The following is a 16,622-nucleotide window of genomic DNA, read 5'->3' as shown; positions in this document are numbered from 1 at the left end:
GATTGAGGCTTTTTAAATGAACAGAGAAAGAGTGATGATATGAAGAAACCGTTTAAGAAACTAGCATTAGGAATAATTTTAGGCGGCAGTGTACTTGCGCTAAGCGCTTGCGGAGGCTCTCCCAAGGAGCAGTTTGTCACCTCCTTTTTAGACGTGGAGTCACCCGATCAATATGAATCAAACTCAACCGTCAAACTTAATATCGTTCCAGATAAATCAAATAAAACGGAGATAGAGGGTATCGACATACTGAACAACGCAAAAGTTTCCACCCATTCGTTAATTGATCAAAAGGCAAAAAAATCACAAACAGACCTTACCCTTGGTTCCAAATTAGGGCCCCTTTCATTTGAGACATCTCTTCCTGTTTTAATGGATCAAAAAAAACGCAAGCTGTATATTTCGACTGACGATATTGGCAGAAACTTCGGCTCAATTATGGATGTTCCGAGAAAGTTTGCGAGCAAGCTTATTGAGGTCGATATCAAAAAGCCCTCCGTTGACGGGATTGACCCTGCAATTATTACCTATTTACAAAGCGAGAGCTTTAAGAAATATGTTGGAAAAGAAGTAGGAAAAATGATTGTGAAGAAAAAGGCGCCTGCGTTTAAGGAACAAGACAACGGGGATATTACCGTTTCATTATCTGAAAAGGAACTGCAGAACCTTGCGCTGAAGGTAATTGACGATGTTTCAGAAAAAAGCAACGATTCTTTTAATAAGCAGCAAGTGAAAGAAAAACTAAACAAGCTCTTAAAAGAGGATGTAGATCTAAAAACCTTCACGATCACCGCAAATAAAAAAGACGGCGATATTGTCGGTCATACGTTTAACGCTGTCCTTGTTCCTCCAAAGGATAATCGAAACGTTGACCCGAAAACAAATATTCATTTTACCTATGCAGTCACGTACAACGAGGATGGATTCCCAGCGAAAAAGAATACGAAGGTTTCTTATTACGCATCTTCAGATGGCGAAAAAGGAACCGTATCGTTAAATATGGTGACGAAAAATAAAAACTTCAATAAAAAACCGAAATTTTCGCTCGATCCTGCTAAACGAAAAGACGATATTTTAAAGCCAGAAGATTTATTGGATCTCCTTCAGTATTTAAACGTTTCAGAATTGGATAAGTGGACGAAGAAGCTAGGCATTAAAAAAACAGGTTCGATCTCAATAAAGGACCGTTCGGAAAAGAAACCAATAACCGCTGATGAAGCAACTGCCGCGGTTCCGACGACGAATGAGGAGATCGATGCCCATCGTAATCAATATAAAATCGTTGAATTTAAGGATCAGCCTATTCGCCGCGTCACGGCGCCTAATGGAGAAGAAAAAGTGTTGAATTTCGGTGACTCGGTTGTGAATATCGCAACCGGTGAGAAAATGGATGCTTACACAGAAGAAGATGACGATGCTCTTTACGAATTTGTTACAACAACCGTTGATCCGAACCAAACTTACCTGACCTGGAAAGAGTCTTCTAATACCCAAAAAGCAGGAGCGAAGCAAATTGCTGTAATGGATACCGTGTTTAGAAAATTCAATGAGGCCATTTCATCCGAAAACTATACGTCGGAGAAATTCCAACAATCCTACAACTTTTTAAAAGCAGCGGTTGATCCGAAGAATGTTCTTCCCTCTCCGCAAAATGCCAAGGACCAAATCATTATTGAATGGTATCAGGCAAACCAGGAACATTGGAGAACCATTTTAGCGAATGACCCAACAAAGAACGCTGCAGGCTTTAAAAAGGCCGTTCAAGAAGCGAATCAACAAGCAAATCGCTTATACTTCCTCATGAATGTTCTCTTCAGCACGAACGCTGAGGAACGCTTAAACAAAGAAATTAAAAGCAAGATGTAATACTAAAAAAGCAGCGAACCGTGTTCGCTGCTTTTTTAGTTGCATGAAAGGACATTCGTTGGATATTTTTTTCACAAAAAAGTGTAACCTTTTCAGGAGATTGTTCGTCTTATGGTCGGGTTCCATTTAGTAATAAATCTTTTTTCAAAAAAAGCCCTTCCTTTTGGCGTTGCAGCGCCTTTGGGTGGACTTCTTTAACAAACAATTATTGATCCAGTTCCCGAAATTCACGTTCAGTTGTTTTTACAATCGAGAAAGAAGACTGAAATTTAGCCAAATATTGCAGGAGTTCTTTTTTAAATGATTGATATATTTCACCTGAACGTGTACCTTCTACTTCAGGATACATGGCGCGTAAAAGCTCATAGTTCCATTCAAGAATATCTAGTACGTGCTGAGCTTGTCTTTCACGTCCTTGTATTTTAAGCGCCAGTTCCCCAAGCAGATCTGGATTAATATTTATTTTGTCCATTTCCTATCTCCCGTCGTTCAATTTCTCCCGCTTTTTCACGAAGTAACCGTGCCTCTTCATAAATTGCATAAATAAGCTCATTTCCTAATCCAATGCCTTTATATTTATGATGGATTGCTTCTTGGCTGACTTGCTCAAATTTGTCACGAGACTGACTTTCCCAATCGTTTCCAAGTTTTTCAACCTGAGATTGATGCTGTCGGTCAATTCCCTGTATAGAATTTATCGCCTCATTAATCTTTCCTACAAAACGTTCAAGTGCATCCGCCTGCTGTCTTAATTTTTCCTTCTCTGTTGTACGAAACAATCCATATCACCACCACGTTCCCATTTTATAACAGACTTAATTATACTATCACTGCGCTTAGTAAAAAATGCTATAAATGACACATTTATTAAAAATCAGTAGGAATATATTCCTTATTTTACATGCTTCCTTTCACTTATTTCCATATGTAATCGCTTCATTTTCCAGTATAGATTCTATTTTCTGAAAAAAAACCCTTTTTTTAAAACTATATGTATTCGTTCGTCATTATTATCATATCACTTTTTCCTCAACAAACGTATCACATAAACGGCAAATAACGACTTTTCAGCTCGTGTTCTGTTCCACTTTGTCATCTGTACGATACTGAAAAAAGGTAATGGTAGCCGTGTTCCATTACCTCTTTGTTTCCTATAAACTTACTTGCATCGCTGCGACTTTCTCTTGTTCCTCGCTAATTTTACTCATTTTATGATTCCAGCACGCCTCACTTAAATCGACAGGATAGCTCTCTGCATTTAACGTTCGCTTATATTCATCCCATAAATCATTCAAACTTGCTTTTGCATATTCTTGAATATCCTGTGTAGAAGGCAACTCATATGTAAGTACGCCGTTATCGAATACTTTTACATGCAAATCCTTTGCGTAAAAATTCGTCACGAATTTACTCACAAACGTATGCGTAGGATGAAACATTTTCAGCTTTGTTTCCTTTTCTGGATGCTCATGATCCAACGCAATGTAGTCTCCCTCAGATTTTTGATTCGCCATATTAATGATGCGATATACTTTCTTCAATCCTGGTGTTGTGACCTTCTCCGGATTGGCGGAAATTTTAATTGTGTCTTCAAGCGTCCCTTCTTGTCCTTCAATCGCTACTAGTTTATACACAGCTCCAAGGGCGGGATTGTCGTAAGCAGTAATTAACTTCGTGCCAACTCCCCACACATCAATTTTCGCTCCCTGAGATTTGAGATTTAAAATGGTTTCTTCATCCAAATCATTTGATACCACAATTTTTGCCTCGTGAAATCCTGCTTCATCCAGCATAGCGCGGGCTTGCTTTGAGAGGTACGCTAGATCACCGCTGTCTAAGCGAATACCAATGAAACGGATGTCGTCACCTAGTTCCTTCGCCACGCGAATCGCATTTGGAATACCAGAGCGTAGCGTATCATACGTATCTACTAAAAATACGCAGTCTCGATGGCGCTTTGCGTATGCTTTAAACGCCGTATATTCGTCTTGATAGGCTTGAATCATGGCATGAGCATGCGTACCTGCAACGGGAATATCAAAAAGCTTCCCTGCTCGGACGTTACTTGTCGCGTTAAACCCACCAATATACGCTGCACGTGCTCCCCAAAGCGCTGCATCAAATTCATGTGCACGTCTTGTTCCGAATTCTAGTAGCTCATCATCGTTTGACAGATGTCGAATACGAGAGGCCTTCGTTGCAATAAGCGTTTGGTAGTTCACAATGTTTAATAGACCTGTCTCAATTAATTGAGCTTCTGCTAATGTTGCTTCAATACGAATAATGGGCTCGTTTTCAAAGGCGATTTCCCCCTCGCGCATAGCGTGAACCGTACCAGTAAAACGAATCGTCTCCAAATAAGCTAAAAAGTCGTCCTGATAGCCAAGATTTCGCAAATACTCAATATCGTTTTTCGTAAACTGAAATTGTTCTAGATAGCGGACAATTTTTTCAAGTCCAGCAAACACCGCATAGCCGTTTTGGAACGGAAGTTTTCTAAAATACAAATCAAACACTGATTTTTTCTCGTGAATACCATCTGCCCAATACGTTTCCACCATGTTAATTTGGTACAGATCTGTATGCAGCGCTTTACTATCGTCGATTGAATACATCTTAAATTCCCCCTAGCCCTTCCTATCTGAAAAGGCCGTTTTTCTATGTCGCATTATAAATTGATGAAAAAGGCTCATAGCCTGTAAATCGATACAGCTGTGCCGGAGCCTGTGAATACTGATTTGATTTCTTTGGCTGACCGATTGCATCGCAAATCGGCTCTAATACACCCTGACGTTTTTTCGTAGACGTAATACCTTTTAAAAAGTTTGCCTTGTCAATATCAAGACCTGGAACGACCGTTTGAACAACGTTGATTAGCTCAGCGATCGTAAACTCATCTGCCAAAAACTCTTTCGCCAAAATCGTCGTAAGCATGTTAAAACGAATGCGCTTTACGGCATCTCTTAAAATATCATTATGATCAAAGGCTAAAGAAAGGTGCATCGCCTCTTCTACAGGTACAAGCTTCGCTTTTATAGCCTGTGTGGACGTCTCCATTGTGCGAAAGTTCACATACGGTACTAAAGCATAATAAGCAATGGTTGGTATCCATCCATTTTTTTCGCTCGGCGTATAATAGGCCCCAAGCTGCTTCAAGTGAACATCGTCTCCAATGCTCGTTTCTTCTTTTAGCTGCCGAAGCGCTGACTCAAATAGCGTTTCATTCTCTTTGGAAAAACCTCCTGGGAACGACCACTGATTCGGATACAGCTTACTTGCCTCGCTTCGCTGAATGAGTAGTACTTGAAGCTCCAACTGTGGCAACGATTTTCGCTTCGAGGCCACCGGCTTTGGAGCCAACGTAAAAATGCACAAATCGGTCGGTAAACCATCAGGCGATCGATAATTGTTCATTTCTTACACCTCTTCGTGACGCTCAAGTTTAAGATTTTCATACCTACTAATTTAAGATGTATTTTTAACAATGTCAACATAACAAGCCTAAACGAAGCGATTTTCCTCATCCAATTTTATCCTCTTCCCCTTTTTAAGCACAAAAAAAGCCTTATTTTCGCACAGAGCTGAAAATAAGGCTTTTTCGTTTACATCACTGATTTTCGTTCCAAATTAAAGATATTGACCTGTGCTTCTTCAAAATGACGAAGCAGGGAATCTACTCCGTGTTGGAGGGCGTGGATTCGCTCTTTTTCTGAAATTGGAATAACTTGAAGCCACGTAATTTTTTTGTCATCCGCATCAATGGTTGAAAAATCCTCCCATAAAACAGGCGGGATCAATAATACGTGCTGCATATGTAGATCAGGATCGATTGGTGTAATCATGTCTTTATAAAGGGCTCCCGGGAAGCAGGACACGTGTGATTTCATTTTATGATACACGCAATGAGCCAAAATATCAGCAAAAATATCGTAGGTCGTTTGACAGGCGCCCACAAGCTCAATTCGAAGCGGAACTCCTCCAACAGTGTATCCCGTCGGTGCCTCGTAGCCTCCAATGGTTACGAAAGACGTCGTATCTTCCCGAAGCTGATTTTCTACCGAAGCAACTTGAATATTATAGCGGTCACCTTCATCTGAAAATGATTCCAACGTCGGCTCTACTCCAAACACCTCCGTTGCTTTTTGTATAATTCGTTCTTGCTCATTTGCCATCCATCTCATCCTCTTTCTCTCTCACTTCTTCTATACTATTCGCTGCAGAACCATCCATACTTGTCCGCAGAGGAAGAACTTCGTTTTCTTTAATCTTAGTAGAAGTTGCCCAATTGTTCAAATGACGAACTCATTACAAATTGTTACAGCCCTTATCTACTATGGTGAAATCGCCTGCCAAATGCATTCTTTCTCTCTTCCCTCTCCTAGTTCACGTGTTTCTAGGAGGAGATACCTAGCCTGATTTTATTGAAAAGGCTTCTTATGTTGGATATATTATCCTTTTAATTCTTTCTATAATAAAGATAGAAAGCGTTATCAACACGTTCAGTCTCCTTCATCATTTTTTGGGACAAGCTACCATTATGTGCTTACCCACGGATTTTACAGGTATGAGCCTGTTAAATTAGATAAATAAAGGAGGAACCCTCATGAAAAAATGGTTGGTAGGTTTCATCGCAATTCTCTTTGTCTTCTCTACGCTCCACTTCACAACAGCTTCTGAACGAAAAGATCATGGAAAGCCACCTAAGGTTAAGCTAGGTGTAGAAGTCTTGCTTGATCAGCATAAAGACTTATTAAAAGGAAAACGAGTAGGCCTTGTAACAAATCCTACCGGCGTCGATCATCAGCTATCAAGCATTGTCGATCTTCTTGCGAAGGATCCTGACGTCAATTTGACCGCTCTTTACGGTCCTGAGCACGGTGTTCGCGGTGATGCACAGGCTGGTGCGAACATTTCTTCCTACATCGACAGTGAAACAGGTCTTCCTGTCTACAGCTTATATGGTGCAACTAAAATACCAACTGCTGAAATGCTTCAAAACGTAGACGTATTATTATTTGATATCCAAGATGTTGGAACGCGTTTTTATACGTATATTTCCACTTTAGCTTATGTTCTACAAGGAGCAAAAGCGCAGCATATTCCCGTCATCGTATTAGATCGTCCAAATCCACTTGGAGGTGATGTTGTAGAAGGCCCTGTCCTAGATCCTGCTTATTCTTCCTTCGTTGGACTGTATCCGATTCCACTACGTCATGGCATGACAATGGGTGAGCTTGCTGCATTTTTCAACAAAGAATTTGATATTAACGCTGATTTAACCGTGATGAAAATGAAAGGTTGGAAGCGCAGCATGAATTACGATGATACGAAGCTTTTTTTCGTGCCACCTTCACCTAACATGCCAACGTTAGATACTGCCTATGTGTATCCTGGCCTCGGTTTAATTGAAGGAACGAACGTATCGGAGGGACGTGGAACGACAAGACCGTTTGAGACCATTGGTGCCCCGTATATCAATAGCACAAAGCTCGCTGCAAAATTAAACGCGCTGTACTTGCCTGGTGTCACGTTCCGAGCTACCTCCTTCATTCCCACATTCTCAAAGCATAGCGGTGTGCTTACACATGGTGTGCAGATATATGTGACAGATCGCAAGGAATTTAGAGCGGTTGAAACTGGATTGACCGTCGTGAAAACAATCCACGATACGTATCCGAACGATTTTCAATTTAACTCCAACTTGTTTTTTGATAAGCTCATCGGAAACAGCTGGGTTCGACAAGACATTGAAAACGGTGCTTCTGTTAAATCCATCATGAACAAATGGGAAACAGAGACAAAGCAGTTTGAAAAAGCACGGAAGCAATACCTACTGTACAAATAATAAAAAGACGTGGATGCCCCGCATCCACGTCTTTCATTTTACTTTATTTTCAGTCCATACCCGAATGGATATAGAATTTTTCCTGGTTGCGTAACGGATGGAATATCAACAGGAAGCTTTCCTTTTGCCTTCGCTGTTCCGAAAATGACTTCAATACCCGCTGGAATATTTGGCTGTCTGTAACGACCGTTTGAATACCCCTTAAATCCATACACGGCTAAAATTGATTTTGCTTCTTCGAAATTAGCCGCATCATACGGATTACGTAAGCTCATCAGCACAAACTTTTTATCCTTTCCTTGTGCGTACTTCATGATCGCACGAGGAGTCGATGTTGCCCATTTCGAGCTGTCTACGTTATCAACAATAACACCGTCATTTACAGCAGGATCATTTTTAACGACGTATGATCCGGTAATAACATAATCTGCTTCGTCAATTGCTTTTTTCATCTCGTCCGTTAAGACCTTGTTCTCAAACGTTATTCCCGTTACATTCACTTTCTTTATTCGATGACTTTTCACGAGCTCGTTAATTTTTAATTTCATCGCTTCTACTTGATCTGAAAACGGAGCAAGAATCACGACATTTTGATCTTTTTTCACTTTAAAAGGAAGCTGCTTATCATCGTTTTTCAGCACCGTGACGGCTTCTTCCGCCATTTTCTTTTCAGCTTTTAAATGCTTTTTATTTCCAACTACACTCAAAGCGTTTTTTACTTTTTCATCTAGAGATTTCTCTGTTGCTTGTTGATCCGGTTGGTAAATTCCCTTTTTCAGCTTCAATTCAATAATTCGCTCTGCTGAATCGTCAATTTCGCTCATTGGAATTTCTCCTGTATGAACCGCATCAATGACCGCATTGTAGACCGTGTCTAAATTCTTTTCCATTTCTAGAGAATTGACCTGCGCTGGCATAAGAGCGATGTCTACTCCCGCATTAATTGCTCGAATAACCGCTTGCTCTTGTCCGAAATTATCTGCAATCGCCTTCATGTTAAGCGCATCAGTTACAACCACACCTTTGAATCCAAGGTCATCACGCAGCAAACCTGTTAGTACTTTTCTAGAGAGTGTCGCTGGTAGCATAATGGGCTGCCCATCTTTTTTGCTAGTTACCTTTGTATCATCAACAGCAGGGAACTGAACGTGTGCTGTCATGACCATGTCAACACCTGAATCAATTGCCTTTTTGAACGGATATAATTCGTTTTTACGAAGATAATCTAAATCGTGATCCACAACAGGAAGACCAAAATGACTATCTGTTGCCGTATCTCCATGTCCTGGGAAATGCTTCACGCTAGAAATCATTCCTTCATTTTGAAGCCCTTTAATCGTTTGAATACCTAGCTTTGCGACAAGTTCTGGATTGGAGCTGAACGAGCGAACGCCAATGACAGGATTTGCTGGATTATTGTTCACATCAACAGAAGGCGAGAAGTTCACGTTAACTCCCAGTGATTTTAGCTCTTTTCCAATAATAGACCCCGTTGTGTACGCATTTTTTTCGCTTCTCGTCGCCCCTAATGCCATGTTTCCTGGAAGGTTTGTCCCTGATTGTAGCCTTGTGACGATTCCTCCCTCTTGGTCAATGGTAATCAAGAGCGGAATGTCAGGACTCGCTTTTTGGAGTCCATCTGTCAGTCTGACCGTTTGCTCGGTGTCCACGACGTTTTCAGCGAATAAAATGACGCCGCCTAAATGATATTTTTTAATAATGCCTCCTACTTCATCGTTCATAACGGTGAAGCCGCTCATTTTCGTATCGCCTTTCTTTTGCCAATTACGAAAATCCGGCATAAGCATTTGCCCGACTTTTTCTTCGAGGGACATGTTGTCGACTACTGCTTCTGCCTGTTGCTCCACTGATTCTGTAGGCTTCTTTTTAGCCGACGTCTTAGCTGTTGCATGATTTCCGACTGACACACTTGATAGTACCAAGCTTGCCAGAAGACCCGCTGCTACCATTTTTTTTGCTTTCATTCTCCCAACCCCTTATGTAAGTTTTAAGAAAGCTTGTCAAAGAGCAATTGCTTGTCCATACGCTCTTTTTGCCATTATCTGGCTCATTTTAAAGTTATCAAATTATTCAGTTTTTATTAAGTACCGATCCTACCATTTTCGGTCCCCTGCTCAGATGGGGTTTTGTACCTATCTGTTAATTTCAATACTAAATTTATAGCGATCTGCTCGGTAGAGAGATCGAGCAAATTCGAAAGGTCGATCGTTACTCAAAATGGCCTGTCGCTCAATTAATAAAAGCGAATCACCCTCATTAATTTCTAACAAGTCTGCTTCTTCTTTCGTCGCATTAGTGGCCTCAATGACCTGCTTACCTTTTGCAATATGAAGCTGTAAATCTTGCTGCGCATAGTCATATAAAGAGCTTAACAGCTTGTCTTTCTCAAGCTTTGGCGCAAGGCTTTTGGCCATATATAACACCTCATAGGCCATCGGTATACCATCTGCTAAGCGGACGCGCTTAATCTCATATACCTCCTCATCCACATCAATCATCAGACGATCCGCTACTTTCTGTGAGGCTTTCATCGTTGAAAAGCTAACAAGTTGAGAGCTAGGCGTCATGCCTCTTGCTCGCATATCCTCTGAGAAGCTCGTCAACCCCTGCAAAGAACGATCAAATTTAGGGCTCGCTACAAAGGTCCCCTTCCCCCTCTGTCTGACTAAATATCCGCCGTTAACGAGATTCGTAATGGCTTGCCTGACCGTCATGCGGCTTACTTCAAACCGTTCAGAAAACTCTCGCTCTGAAGGCATAAGGTGACCTGGCTTTAGGCTTCCCTGTTGAATACTTTCTTTAATCCCCTCTTCAATTTGATAATAAATTGGTACAGGTGAATCTTTTTTAATCGTGAACATATGTCATCAATCCTTTTTGTCGTACTACTTGTAGCGCATCTTGATCGGCAATAACCGTCACGTCCGGATGCATTTTTAGAACTGTTGCCGGAATAGACGTCGTCACGTCAGACTGTAGAACCTCGGCTAAAATAGCTGCTTTTGCTTCGCCTGACACAAGTAAAACGATTCGTTTACTTTTTAGAATCGATGCAATTCCCATCGTAATGGCATGTGTAGGAACCTCATTCATACTCGTAAAATAACGTGCATTCGCTTCTCTCGTTGATGTAGTTAGCTCCACAAGATGTGTATGCGAGTCAAATGACGTTCCAGGCTCATTAAACCCAATGTGACCGTTGCGACCAATTCCGAGCAATTGAAGGTCTACTCCGTCTAACTCAGCAATTAACTGATCATACTGCTTCGCTTCTTGCGCGGGGTCTTCGGCATCTCCTTGTGGAACATGGCAATGTTCAGGCGGCAAATTAATGTGCTGAAACAAGTGCTCATTCATGTATGAGTGGTAGCTTTGCGGGTGATCAGAGGATAAGCCAACATATTCATCTAAATTGACAGAATGAGCGTGCCTGTAGTCCGTTTGGTTTCTTGCGTAATCTGAAATCAACTCATCATATACCCCAATAACCGTGCCACCTGTTGCTAATCCTAAAACAGCATTAGGCTTTTCCTTTACTAAGCTAATGATTGTTTTTGCTGCCTCTTGACTCATTTCCTTGTAATCACGAACTGCTATGACTTTCATCTGATCCCCTCCAGTAACATCTTGTTAATTGTTCGAATACGCAACATCACCCCGACACATCGTCATGACAATGTTAAACTCTCCGTCTATAATAACTAAATCCGCATCTTTTCCTTCTCGAATACTTCCTTTTTGATCATATACCCCGATCTGCTTGGCAGGATTGATACTTGCCATTTGAACAATGTCTTTTACCGAGCAATGCGTGTACGTCATCATGTTTTTCGCCGCGTCTCTCAGTCGAATAATACTTCCTGCCAGCGTACCGTCTGCTAAAGTCGCTTTATGATTTTGAACCATAACATCCTGTCCACCTAGATCGTACACTCCGTCATGCAAGCACTTTGCACGCATCGCATCAGTAATAAGGAGTAGACCTTCTGAGCCCTTGTTTTGAAAAGCAAACTGCACGCTTTTTTGATGAGAATGAATGCCATCCACAATCAGCTCGGCCTTAACGTCATCATGAAGCAAAACAGCTCCTACTACCCCTGGCTCTCTATGATGAAAAGCCCTCATCTGATTAAACAAATGCGTCGCATGCTTCACACCCGCTCCGAAGCTCTCTACCGCCTGCTCATATGTTGCATGTGAATGCCCAATGGATGCCATCACCCCTTTGGAATGAAGGTACTCTACAAGCTCTATTCCGCCTTCTTCTTCAGGAGCTAACGTCACAAGCTTAATATGCCCTTCTGCTAAAGCTTGCCATCTTTTAAATCGTGATACGCTAGGTTTTTGCACATGATCAGGATGCTGTGCCCCGATTTGCTTTGGTGAAATAAACGGACCTTCAAGATGAATGCCCACAACCTCAGCCTTTCCTCGTTGAGAACCATTTTTGTACGCAGAAACATTTTTTAACGCTTTTTCAATCGCCTGACTAGAGGCCGTCATGGTTGTGGCCAAAAAACTTGTGGTTCCTTCTTTCGGAAGAGCTTCTGCCATCGTCTCAAGGGCTTCCTGGGTGCCATCCATCGTATCTGCCCCATTCGCACCATGAATGTGAACATCTATAAACCCTGGTATAATGCTATGATCTCCTTGAAATGAGAATGTTTGATCAACGTCTTCCTCTCTGGGGCACTCTTCCTGAGGACCATATCCTTTAATCTTGCCTTCTTCTATAAGGAGATATCCATTTTCAATTTCTTCTGTTTCGGCATACACTTTTATATTTTTTAATAACGTTTTCATTCTCTAAATCCTTTCATCGTCTCTTTTATTCATTGTAACAACTTAATATATAGTTGTCTATACCAGTTAAAAATATGAATTTTCTTGATATTTGGTTCATTGCGCTCAATGCACAAAAAACGCTTGTAACATCATATACTTACATATATGATTAATAATGATTTATAACACGGAAAGGAGTGATATTGGTTGAATAGTCGTAGCTCGGAGCCTGATCCGGTCATATGTATCGAGGAAGTTCATGTAATCAGTACAAGACATCAAGTTGTTATTCACCAGCACTCTTTTACTGAGTCGTTAGCTTCCTCTGTTTAATTCGAGGAGGTAATAGAATGTTAGAAATTTACAAAACAAATGCCGATGGCAAGCTTGAACAAATGAATGAAATAGTAAATGGCTCCTGGATCAGCCTCGTGAATCCAACCAACGAGGAAATTAACCAAGTTCTCGAAACGGTTAATGTTCCCATCGATTTCCTTCGTGACCCTCTTGATGATGAAGAACGTTCACGTATTGAAAAGGAAGATAATCACGTCTTAATTATCGTTGACTATCCTTATGTCACACAAGATGAAGCAGGTTCAACGGTTTATGAAACCATTCCAATCGGTCTCATTATTACGGATGACTACTTTATTACCGTTACGCTAAAAGAAACGCCTATTTTAGAAGTGTTTAAGCACAGTAAGATGAAACAATTTTATACGAATAAAAAAACCCGCTTCGCGCTTCAGCTTTTATACATTATTTCTACTTACTTTTTACGTTATCTCAAACATATTAACAAAGAAACAGACAAAGTGGAGAAACAGCTTCATAAAGCGATGCAAAATAAAGAGCTGTATGCGTTTTTAGGTATTGAAAAAAGTTTGGTTTATTTCACGACCTCGCTTAAAGCAAATAAAACGGTACTTGATAAGCTTATGCGCTTTAACTATGTGAAAATATATGAAGAAGACCGTGACTTATTAGAAGACGTGATTATTGAAAATACACAGGCCATTGAAATGGCTCAAACGTACAGCACGATTTTAAGCAGCATGATGAATACGCTCGCTTCCGTTATTAACAACAACGTAAACATTGCGATGAAGTTTCTTACAACCATTACGATCATGCTTTCATTCCCTACCATTGTTTTTAGTTTCTTTGGTATGAATGTTAAATTACCGATGTCAGACTCGCCGCATGCATTTTGGCTTACTTTCGTTATTTCTATTATTTTATCCAGCTTGACGGCCCTGATTCTTCGGAAAAAACGATATATGTAAATAAAACCGCTTGGAACCTCTCCAAGCGGTTTGTTTATATATACAATTATTTAAAAATCACGGCGATGATTTCTTCCGTTGTCATATCGCTTTGAACAACATACGTGCCAGGACGGAGTTTGTTTTCTACGCCGCGACGCTCCACCTCTTTATAAAACTTGAAGCCGCTCAGAACAATTTTCGCCCGCTGAAGCTGTGTACCAACATCAACAGCCGTCATACCGGATGAAATGTTCACAATCGTTCGATATGCCGCCTCTTTTGGCGCTTCATCTGCTTTAGGAGCTTGAGTTTCCACAGGCGCTTTTTTTGTACTTGCCAGCTTTTGATCCCATTCAGTTTGTGTTTGGACAACAAACCCTTTACTCTCTAGTTCTGCTTTCATTTCGCTCTCTGATAAAACCTTTGTTTCTTCCTTTTTACTATTGGAAGCTTCGGACTGCGGACCAAAGAAATAGACAGCACTCATTGCCGTTGCTGCTACAAGGAGACCACCGGCAAAGCTGCGTAACGTATTAGGAGTCATTGTGTCACAAAGCTCCTTTCCTCTTTCTTCTTTTTGTCATACGGCGATAAAAGATCTTCCACTTGCTCAGGTGAAAACTTCTTGATCTTACGTGAGATACTTTCATATGAATATCCACGCTGGTTCATATCAAGCATTTCACGAAGAACGATTCGGTCTTCTGAATCTAGGCCCCATGCGTTTGATTGATGCGCTGTGATTGCTGAATCTAGCTCCACCTCACGAATGCGATCCTGCAGATCGTTGACCTCTCGTCCAAACGATAATGTCATTTGTTCTAAATTTTGTTCCATCTGTGAATGCGACTGTCTCGTTCTACGGAACGATAACAGCAACAGTATAATAGCTACAGCAAATAAGATAGCGATAAGTACCCCCATCATACATCCTCCTTTATACAATCTGTAAATGATTCATAATAAATTATACCTTTACTTTTTACATCTTTCGACTAAAAACGACAATTACAACCAATAGTCCTAATCTTTCCTAGAACCAAATCTCTATTTATGAAATAAAACAGAGTCTTTTATCGTTTTTTTTTCACTCTGTGAAAGACGACAAAAGAAGCCCTGCTAGCAAAACAGGGCTTCTTTCGTTTAGTCAACGATGATTAAATTTCAAATACTTCCTCAAGATGATGTTTCAATTTAGCTTTAAAATGATCCATGTTTGGATTTTTTACTACGTCATGAATCGAAAATGTTGGCAGTGGGCTCATCCCAATGTATTGATTCATTTTATGCAGGTGGAAAATCGCTTCATCAAGGCTTTTTCCCTCATAAAATGCGTTCGGATTGTCAAAAATCGCTTCTGGTGCATTCCACGTTAAGGAATACATGTATTGTTTATCAGTGAATTGACCACCTTGTCCATAGCGCGTGGAACCTTTGAAGAAAATATTATCCATGTACACTTCATCAATATAATGCTTGAACTTCCCTGGAATGCTGAACCAGTAAACGGGTGTTTGCATAATGATTACGTCTGCCCACTTCCATTTTTCAATTTCTTCGTCAACGGAATAGTGATCATCCACAATCGTTTGTTTTAGCTCAAATTTACTTTTCAGCAGCTCACTCATTTCCTCAAAAATCGTTTGATTTAACGTCCCTTTGGACTTTTTATACGCTTCATGTCCATTAATGATTAAAATATTTTTCACAACTCTCCACTCCTTCTTCAAAAAATCGCTATCAGCTCATAGCTTTCTCTTTATGATGAAGGAACATTCCTTCATTGAGAAGTAGACACTATAAAGTGCTATAGGTACTTATTAGTTTGTTACGTACCATCTGGTGCCTGTCGAATGAAGGATCCTTTTATCTTTATCATCCACTCCTCAGATCAAAACGTTTCATTTTTCTTCTGACGAGGTAGAACATTAGTGGATATTTTTAGCCTATTCATCCTATTTTTTGATATGATGGAGAAAAGATTTCCACTTAATTTGGTATAAACTGGATGAATCCAGACTCTATACATACATTTGTTTGAAGGGGGACAAGAGGATGGTTGATGGAAAAGTAGTATTAATTACAGGAGCAGCTCAAGGAATTGGGTATCAAATTGGGGAAAAGTTTGCGGAAAACGGCTCAACCGTTGTTTTGACAGATTTAAACGAAGACGGTGTTAAACAAGCTGCAGAAAAGCTTTCTTCAAAAGGCTTTAACGCTTATGGAATTAAAGCAGACGTAACGAGCGAGCAAGATATTACAAACATGATTGATGAAACGATATCACGCTATGGACAGCTCGATGTGCTGATTAACAATGCAGGCATGCAGTTTGTTTCACCTATCGAAGAGTTTCCAACTGAAAAATTTGAGCTACTCACGAAAATTATGCTCGTCGCCCCGTTCATGGCGATTAAGCACGTATTCCCCACAATGAAAAAGCAAAAATTTGGCCGTATTATTAATATGGCTTCCATTAATGGTCTGATCGGTTTCTCTGGGAAAGCCGCTTATAATAGTGCAAAACACGGCGTAATTGGGCTAACAAAAGTCGCGGCGCTTGAAGGAGCTGAACACGGCATTACGGTTAACGCTATTGCACCTGGCTATGTAGATACGCCTCTTGTCCGCAACCAGCTACAAGATTTATCAAAAACGAGAAATGTTCCGCTTGAGAGCGTACTAGAAGACGTCATTTATCCGTTAGTTCCTCAAAAGCGCTTACTAGATGTTGAAGAAATTGCAGACTACGCTCTGTTTTTAGCAAGTGATAAAGCAAAAGGAGTGACGGGACAAGCGGTCGTAATCGACGGTGGGTATACGGCTCAATAAGA

17 protein-coding genes are annotated in these 16,622 nt (G+C 40.6%); 4 read left to right on the top strand and 13 right to left on the bottom strand.

The window, feature by feature from the left end; genetic code table 11:
- Positions 1 to 39: 39 nt before the first annotated feature.
- A complete protein-coding gene (locus IE339_RS07505) occupies positions 40 to 1,866 on the top strand; it encodes a hypothetical protein (RefSeq protein ID WP_242175235.1) in 1,827 nt (608 codons plus the stop codon).
- Between the two features lie 205 nt (positions 1,867 to 2,071).
- Here the strand turns inward: IE339_RS07505 and IE339_RS07500 are convergent, their stop codons facing one another.
- The 6 genes from IE339_RS07500 to IE339_RS24675 form a co-directional block, all read right to left on the bottom strand.
- Positions 2,072 to 2,338 carry a hypothetical protein gene (locus IE339_RS07500; RefSeq protein ID WP_053402998.1) on the bottom strand — a complete coding sequence of 89 codons (267 nt, stop codon included), beginning with the start codon at positions 2,336 to 2,338 and terminating at the stop codon, positions 2,072 to 2,074.
- Positions 2,319 to 2,645 (bottom strand): WXG100 family type VII secretion target, encoded by a 327-nt coding sequence (locus IE339_RS07495; RefSeq protein ID WP_242175234.1) that lies wholly within the window; start codon positions 2,643 to 2,645, stop codon positions 2,319 to 2,321. Before IE339_RS07495 ends, IE339_RS07500 begins: the two co-directional genes overlap by 20 nt.
- 372 nt (positions 2,646 to 3,017) lie before the next feature.
- On the bottom strand, positions 3,018 to 4,481 hold the full coding sequence (locus IE339_RS07490; RefSeq protein WP_242175233.1) for a nicotinate phosphoribosyltransferase: 1,464 nt from the start codon (positions 4,479 to 4,481) through the stop codon (positions 3,018 to 3,020).
- Between the two features lie 43 nt (positions 4,482 to 4,524).
- Entirely contained in the window at positions 4,525 to 5,280 is a 756-nt protein-coding gene (locus IE339_RS07485; protein ID WP_242175232.1) for an NUDIX hydrolase, read from the bottom strand.
- A gap of 188 nt (positions 5,281 to 5,468) precedes the next feature.
- On the bottom strand, positions 5,469 to 6,038 hold the full coding sequence (locus tag IE339_RS07480) for a suppressor of fused domain protein (protein WP_242175231.1): 570 nt from the start codon (positions 6,036 to 6,038) through the stop codon (positions 5,469 to 5,471).
- Entirely contained in the window at positions 6,028 to 6,159 is a 132-nt protein-coding gene (locus IE339_RS24675) for a hypothetical protein (protein WP_277933958.1), read from the bottom strand. Before IE339_RS24675 ends, IE339_RS07480 begins: the two co-directional genes overlap by 11 nt.
- A 310-nt stretch (positions 6,160 to 6,469) precedes the next feature.
- Here IE339_RS24675 and IE339_RS07475 point away from each other — a divergent pair, with 310 nt between their 5' ends.
- Positions 6,470 to 7,711, top strand: coding sequence for an exo-beta-N-acetylmuramidase NamZ family protein (locus IE339_RS07475; protein ID WP_242175230.1), 1,242 nt, complete (start codon positions 6,470 to 6,472; stop codon positions 7,709 to 7,711).
- A 38-nt stretch (positions 7,712 to 7,749) separates the two neighbouring features.
- On the opposite strand, the gene IE339_RS07470 is transcribed toward IE339_RS07475, so the two are convergent.
- The 4 genes from IE339_RS07470 to nagA all read right to left on the bottom strand — a co-directional run bounded on the left by IE339_RS07470 (position 7,750) and on the right by nagA (position 12,535).
- On the bottom strand, positions 7,750 to 9,696 hold the full coding sequence (locus IE339_RS07470; protein WP_242175229.1) for a glycoside hydrolase family 3 protein: 1,947 nt from the start codon (positions 9,694 to 9,696) through the stop codon (positions 7,750 to 7,752).
- A 168-nt stretch (positions 9,697 to 9,864) separates the two neighbouring features.
- Positions 9,865 to 10,593, bottom strand: a complete 729-nt coding sequence (locus IE339_RS07465) for a GntR family transcriptional regulator (RefSeq protein ID WP_242175227.1) — start codon at positions 10,591 to 10,593, stop codon at positions 9,865 to 9,867.
- A complete protein-coding gene (gene nagB / locus IE339_RS07460; protein WP_242175226.1) occupies positions 10,580 to 11,338 on the bottom strand; it encodes a glucosamine-6-phosphate deaminase in 759 nt (252 codons plus the stop codon). The genes IE339_RS07465 and nagB overlap by 14 nt, the downstream gene beginning before the upstream one ends.
- A gap of 24 nt (positions 11,339 to 11,362) precedes the next feature.
- Complete coding sequence (gene nagA, locus IE339_RS07455; protein ID WP_242175225.1) at positions 11,363 to 12,535, bottom strand: N-acetylglucosamine-6-phosphate deacetylase; 1,173 nt, start codon at positions 12,533 to 12,535, stop codon at positions 11,363 to 11,365.
- Between the two features lie 332 nt (positions 12,536 to 12,867).
- On the opposite strand from nagA, the gene IE339_RS07450 reads away from it, so the two are divergent.
- Positions 12,868 to 13,806, top strand: a complete 939-nt coding sequence (locus IE339_RS07450; RefSeq protein ID WP_242175224.1) for a magnesium transporter CorA family protein — start codon at positions 12,868 to 12,870, stop codon at positions 13,804 to 13,806.
- A 46-nt stretch (positions 13,807 to 13,852) separates the two neighbouring features.
- On the opposite strand, the gene IE339_RS07445 is transcribed toward IE339_RS07450, so the two are convergent.
- The 3 genes from IE339_RS07445 to IE339_RS07435 all read right to left on the bottom strand — a co-directional run bounded on the left by IE339_RS07445 (position 13,853) and on the right by IE339_RS07435 (position 15,497).
- Positions 13,853 to 14,332: a hypothetical protein gene (locus IE339_RS07445; protein WP_242175223.1), complete on the bottom strand. Its 480-nt coding sequence runs from the start codon at positions 14,330 to 14,332 to the stop codon at positions 13,853 to 13,855.
- On the bottom strand, positions 14,329 to 14,715 hold the full coding sequence (locus IE339_RS07440; RefSeq protein WP_242175222.1) for a hypothetical protein: 387 nt from the start codon (positions 14,713 to 14,715) through the stop codon (positions 14,329 to 14,331). The genes IE339_RS07445 and IE339_RS07440 overlap by 4 nt, the downstream gene beginning before the upstream one ends.
- A 230-nt stretch (positions 14,716 to 14,945) precedes the next feature.
- Complete coding sequence (locus IE339_RS07435; protein ID WP_242175220.1) at positions 14,946 to 15,497, bottom strand: NAD(P)H-dependent oxidoreductase; 552 nt, start codon at positions 15,495 to 15,497, stop codon at positions 14,946 to 14,948.
- Positions 15,498 to 15,843: 346 nt separating this feature from the next.
- Between IE339_RS07435 and IE339_RS07430 the strand changes: the two genes are divergently transcribed.
- Complete coding sequence (locus tag IE339_RS07430) at positions 15,844 to 16,620, top strand: 3-hydroxybutyrate dehydrogenase (RefSeq protein ID WP_242175218.1); 777 nt, start codon at positions 15,844 to 15,846, stop codon at positions 16,618 to 16,620.
- The last annotated feature ends 2 nt before the right edge of the window (positions 16,621 to 16,622 follow it).

It is taken from the genome of Priestia koreensis (assembly GCF_022646885.1).
Taxonomy (GTDB): Bacteria; Bacillota; Bacilli; order Bacillales; family Bacillaceae_H; genus Bacillus_AG; species Bacillus_AG koreensis_A.
The sequence above is the reverse complement of the archived record's forward strand: the minus strand, read 5'-3'. Positions and strand labels throughout refer to the sequence as shown.

Bases quoted from the DNA above. Each gene is read 5' to 3' on its own strand.
- IE339_RS07505 (WP_242175235.1), top strand. From the start codon at position 40: ATGAAGAAACCGTTTAAGAAACTAGCATTAGGAATAATTTTAGGCGGC.
- IE339_RS07500 (WP_053402998.1), bottom strand. From the start codon at position 2,338: ATGGACAAAATAAATATTAATCCAGATCTGCTTGGGGAACTGGCGCTT.
- IE339_RS07490 (WP_242175233.1), bottom strand. From the start codon at position 4,481: ATGTATTCAATCGACGATAGTAAAGCGCTGCATACAGATCTGTACCAA.
- IE339_RS07485 (WP_242175232.1), bottom strand. From the start codon at position 5,280: ATGAACAATTATCGATCGCCTGATGGTTTACCGACCGATTTGTGCATT.
- IE339_RS07480 (WP_242175231.1), bottom strand. From the start codon at position 6,038: ATGGCAAATGAGCAAGAACGAATTATACAAAAAGCAACGGAGGTGTTT.
- IE339_RS07475 (WP_242175230.1), top strand. From the start codon at position 6,470: ATGAAAAAATGGTTGGTAGGTTTCATCGCAATTCTCTTTGTCTTCTCT.
- IE339_RS07470 (WP_242175229.1), bottom strand. From the start codon at position 9,696: ATGAAAGCAAAAAAAATGGTAGCAGCGGGTCTTCTGGCAAGCTTGGTA.
- IE339_RS07465 (WP_242175227.1), bottom strand. From the start codon at position 10,593: ATGTTCACGATTAAAAAAGATTCACCTGTACCAATTTATTATCAAATT.
- nagB (WP_242175226.1), bottom strand. From the start codon at position 11,338: ATGAAAGTCATAGCAGTTCGTGATTACAAGGAAATGAGTCAAGAGGCA.
- nagA (WP_242175225.1), bottom strand. From the start codon at position 12,535: ATGAAAACGTTATTAAAAAATATAAAAGTGTATGCCGAAACAGAAGAA.
- IE339_RS07450 (WP_242175224.1), top strand. From the start codon at position 12,868: ATGTTAGAAATTTACAAAACAAATGCCGATGGCAAGCTTGAACAAATG.
- IE339_RS07445 (WP_242175223.1), bottom strand. From the start codon at position 14,332: ATGACTCCTAATACGTTACGCAGCTTTGCCGGTGGTCTCCTTGTAGCA.
- IE339_RS07440 (WP_242175222.1), bottom strand. From the start codon at position 14,715: ATGATGGGGGTACTTATCGCTATCTTATTTGCTGTAGCTATTATACTG.
- IE339_RS07430 (WP_242175218.1), top strand. From the start codon at position 15,844: ATGGTTGATGGAAAAGTAGTATTAATTACAGGAGCAGCTCAAGGAATT.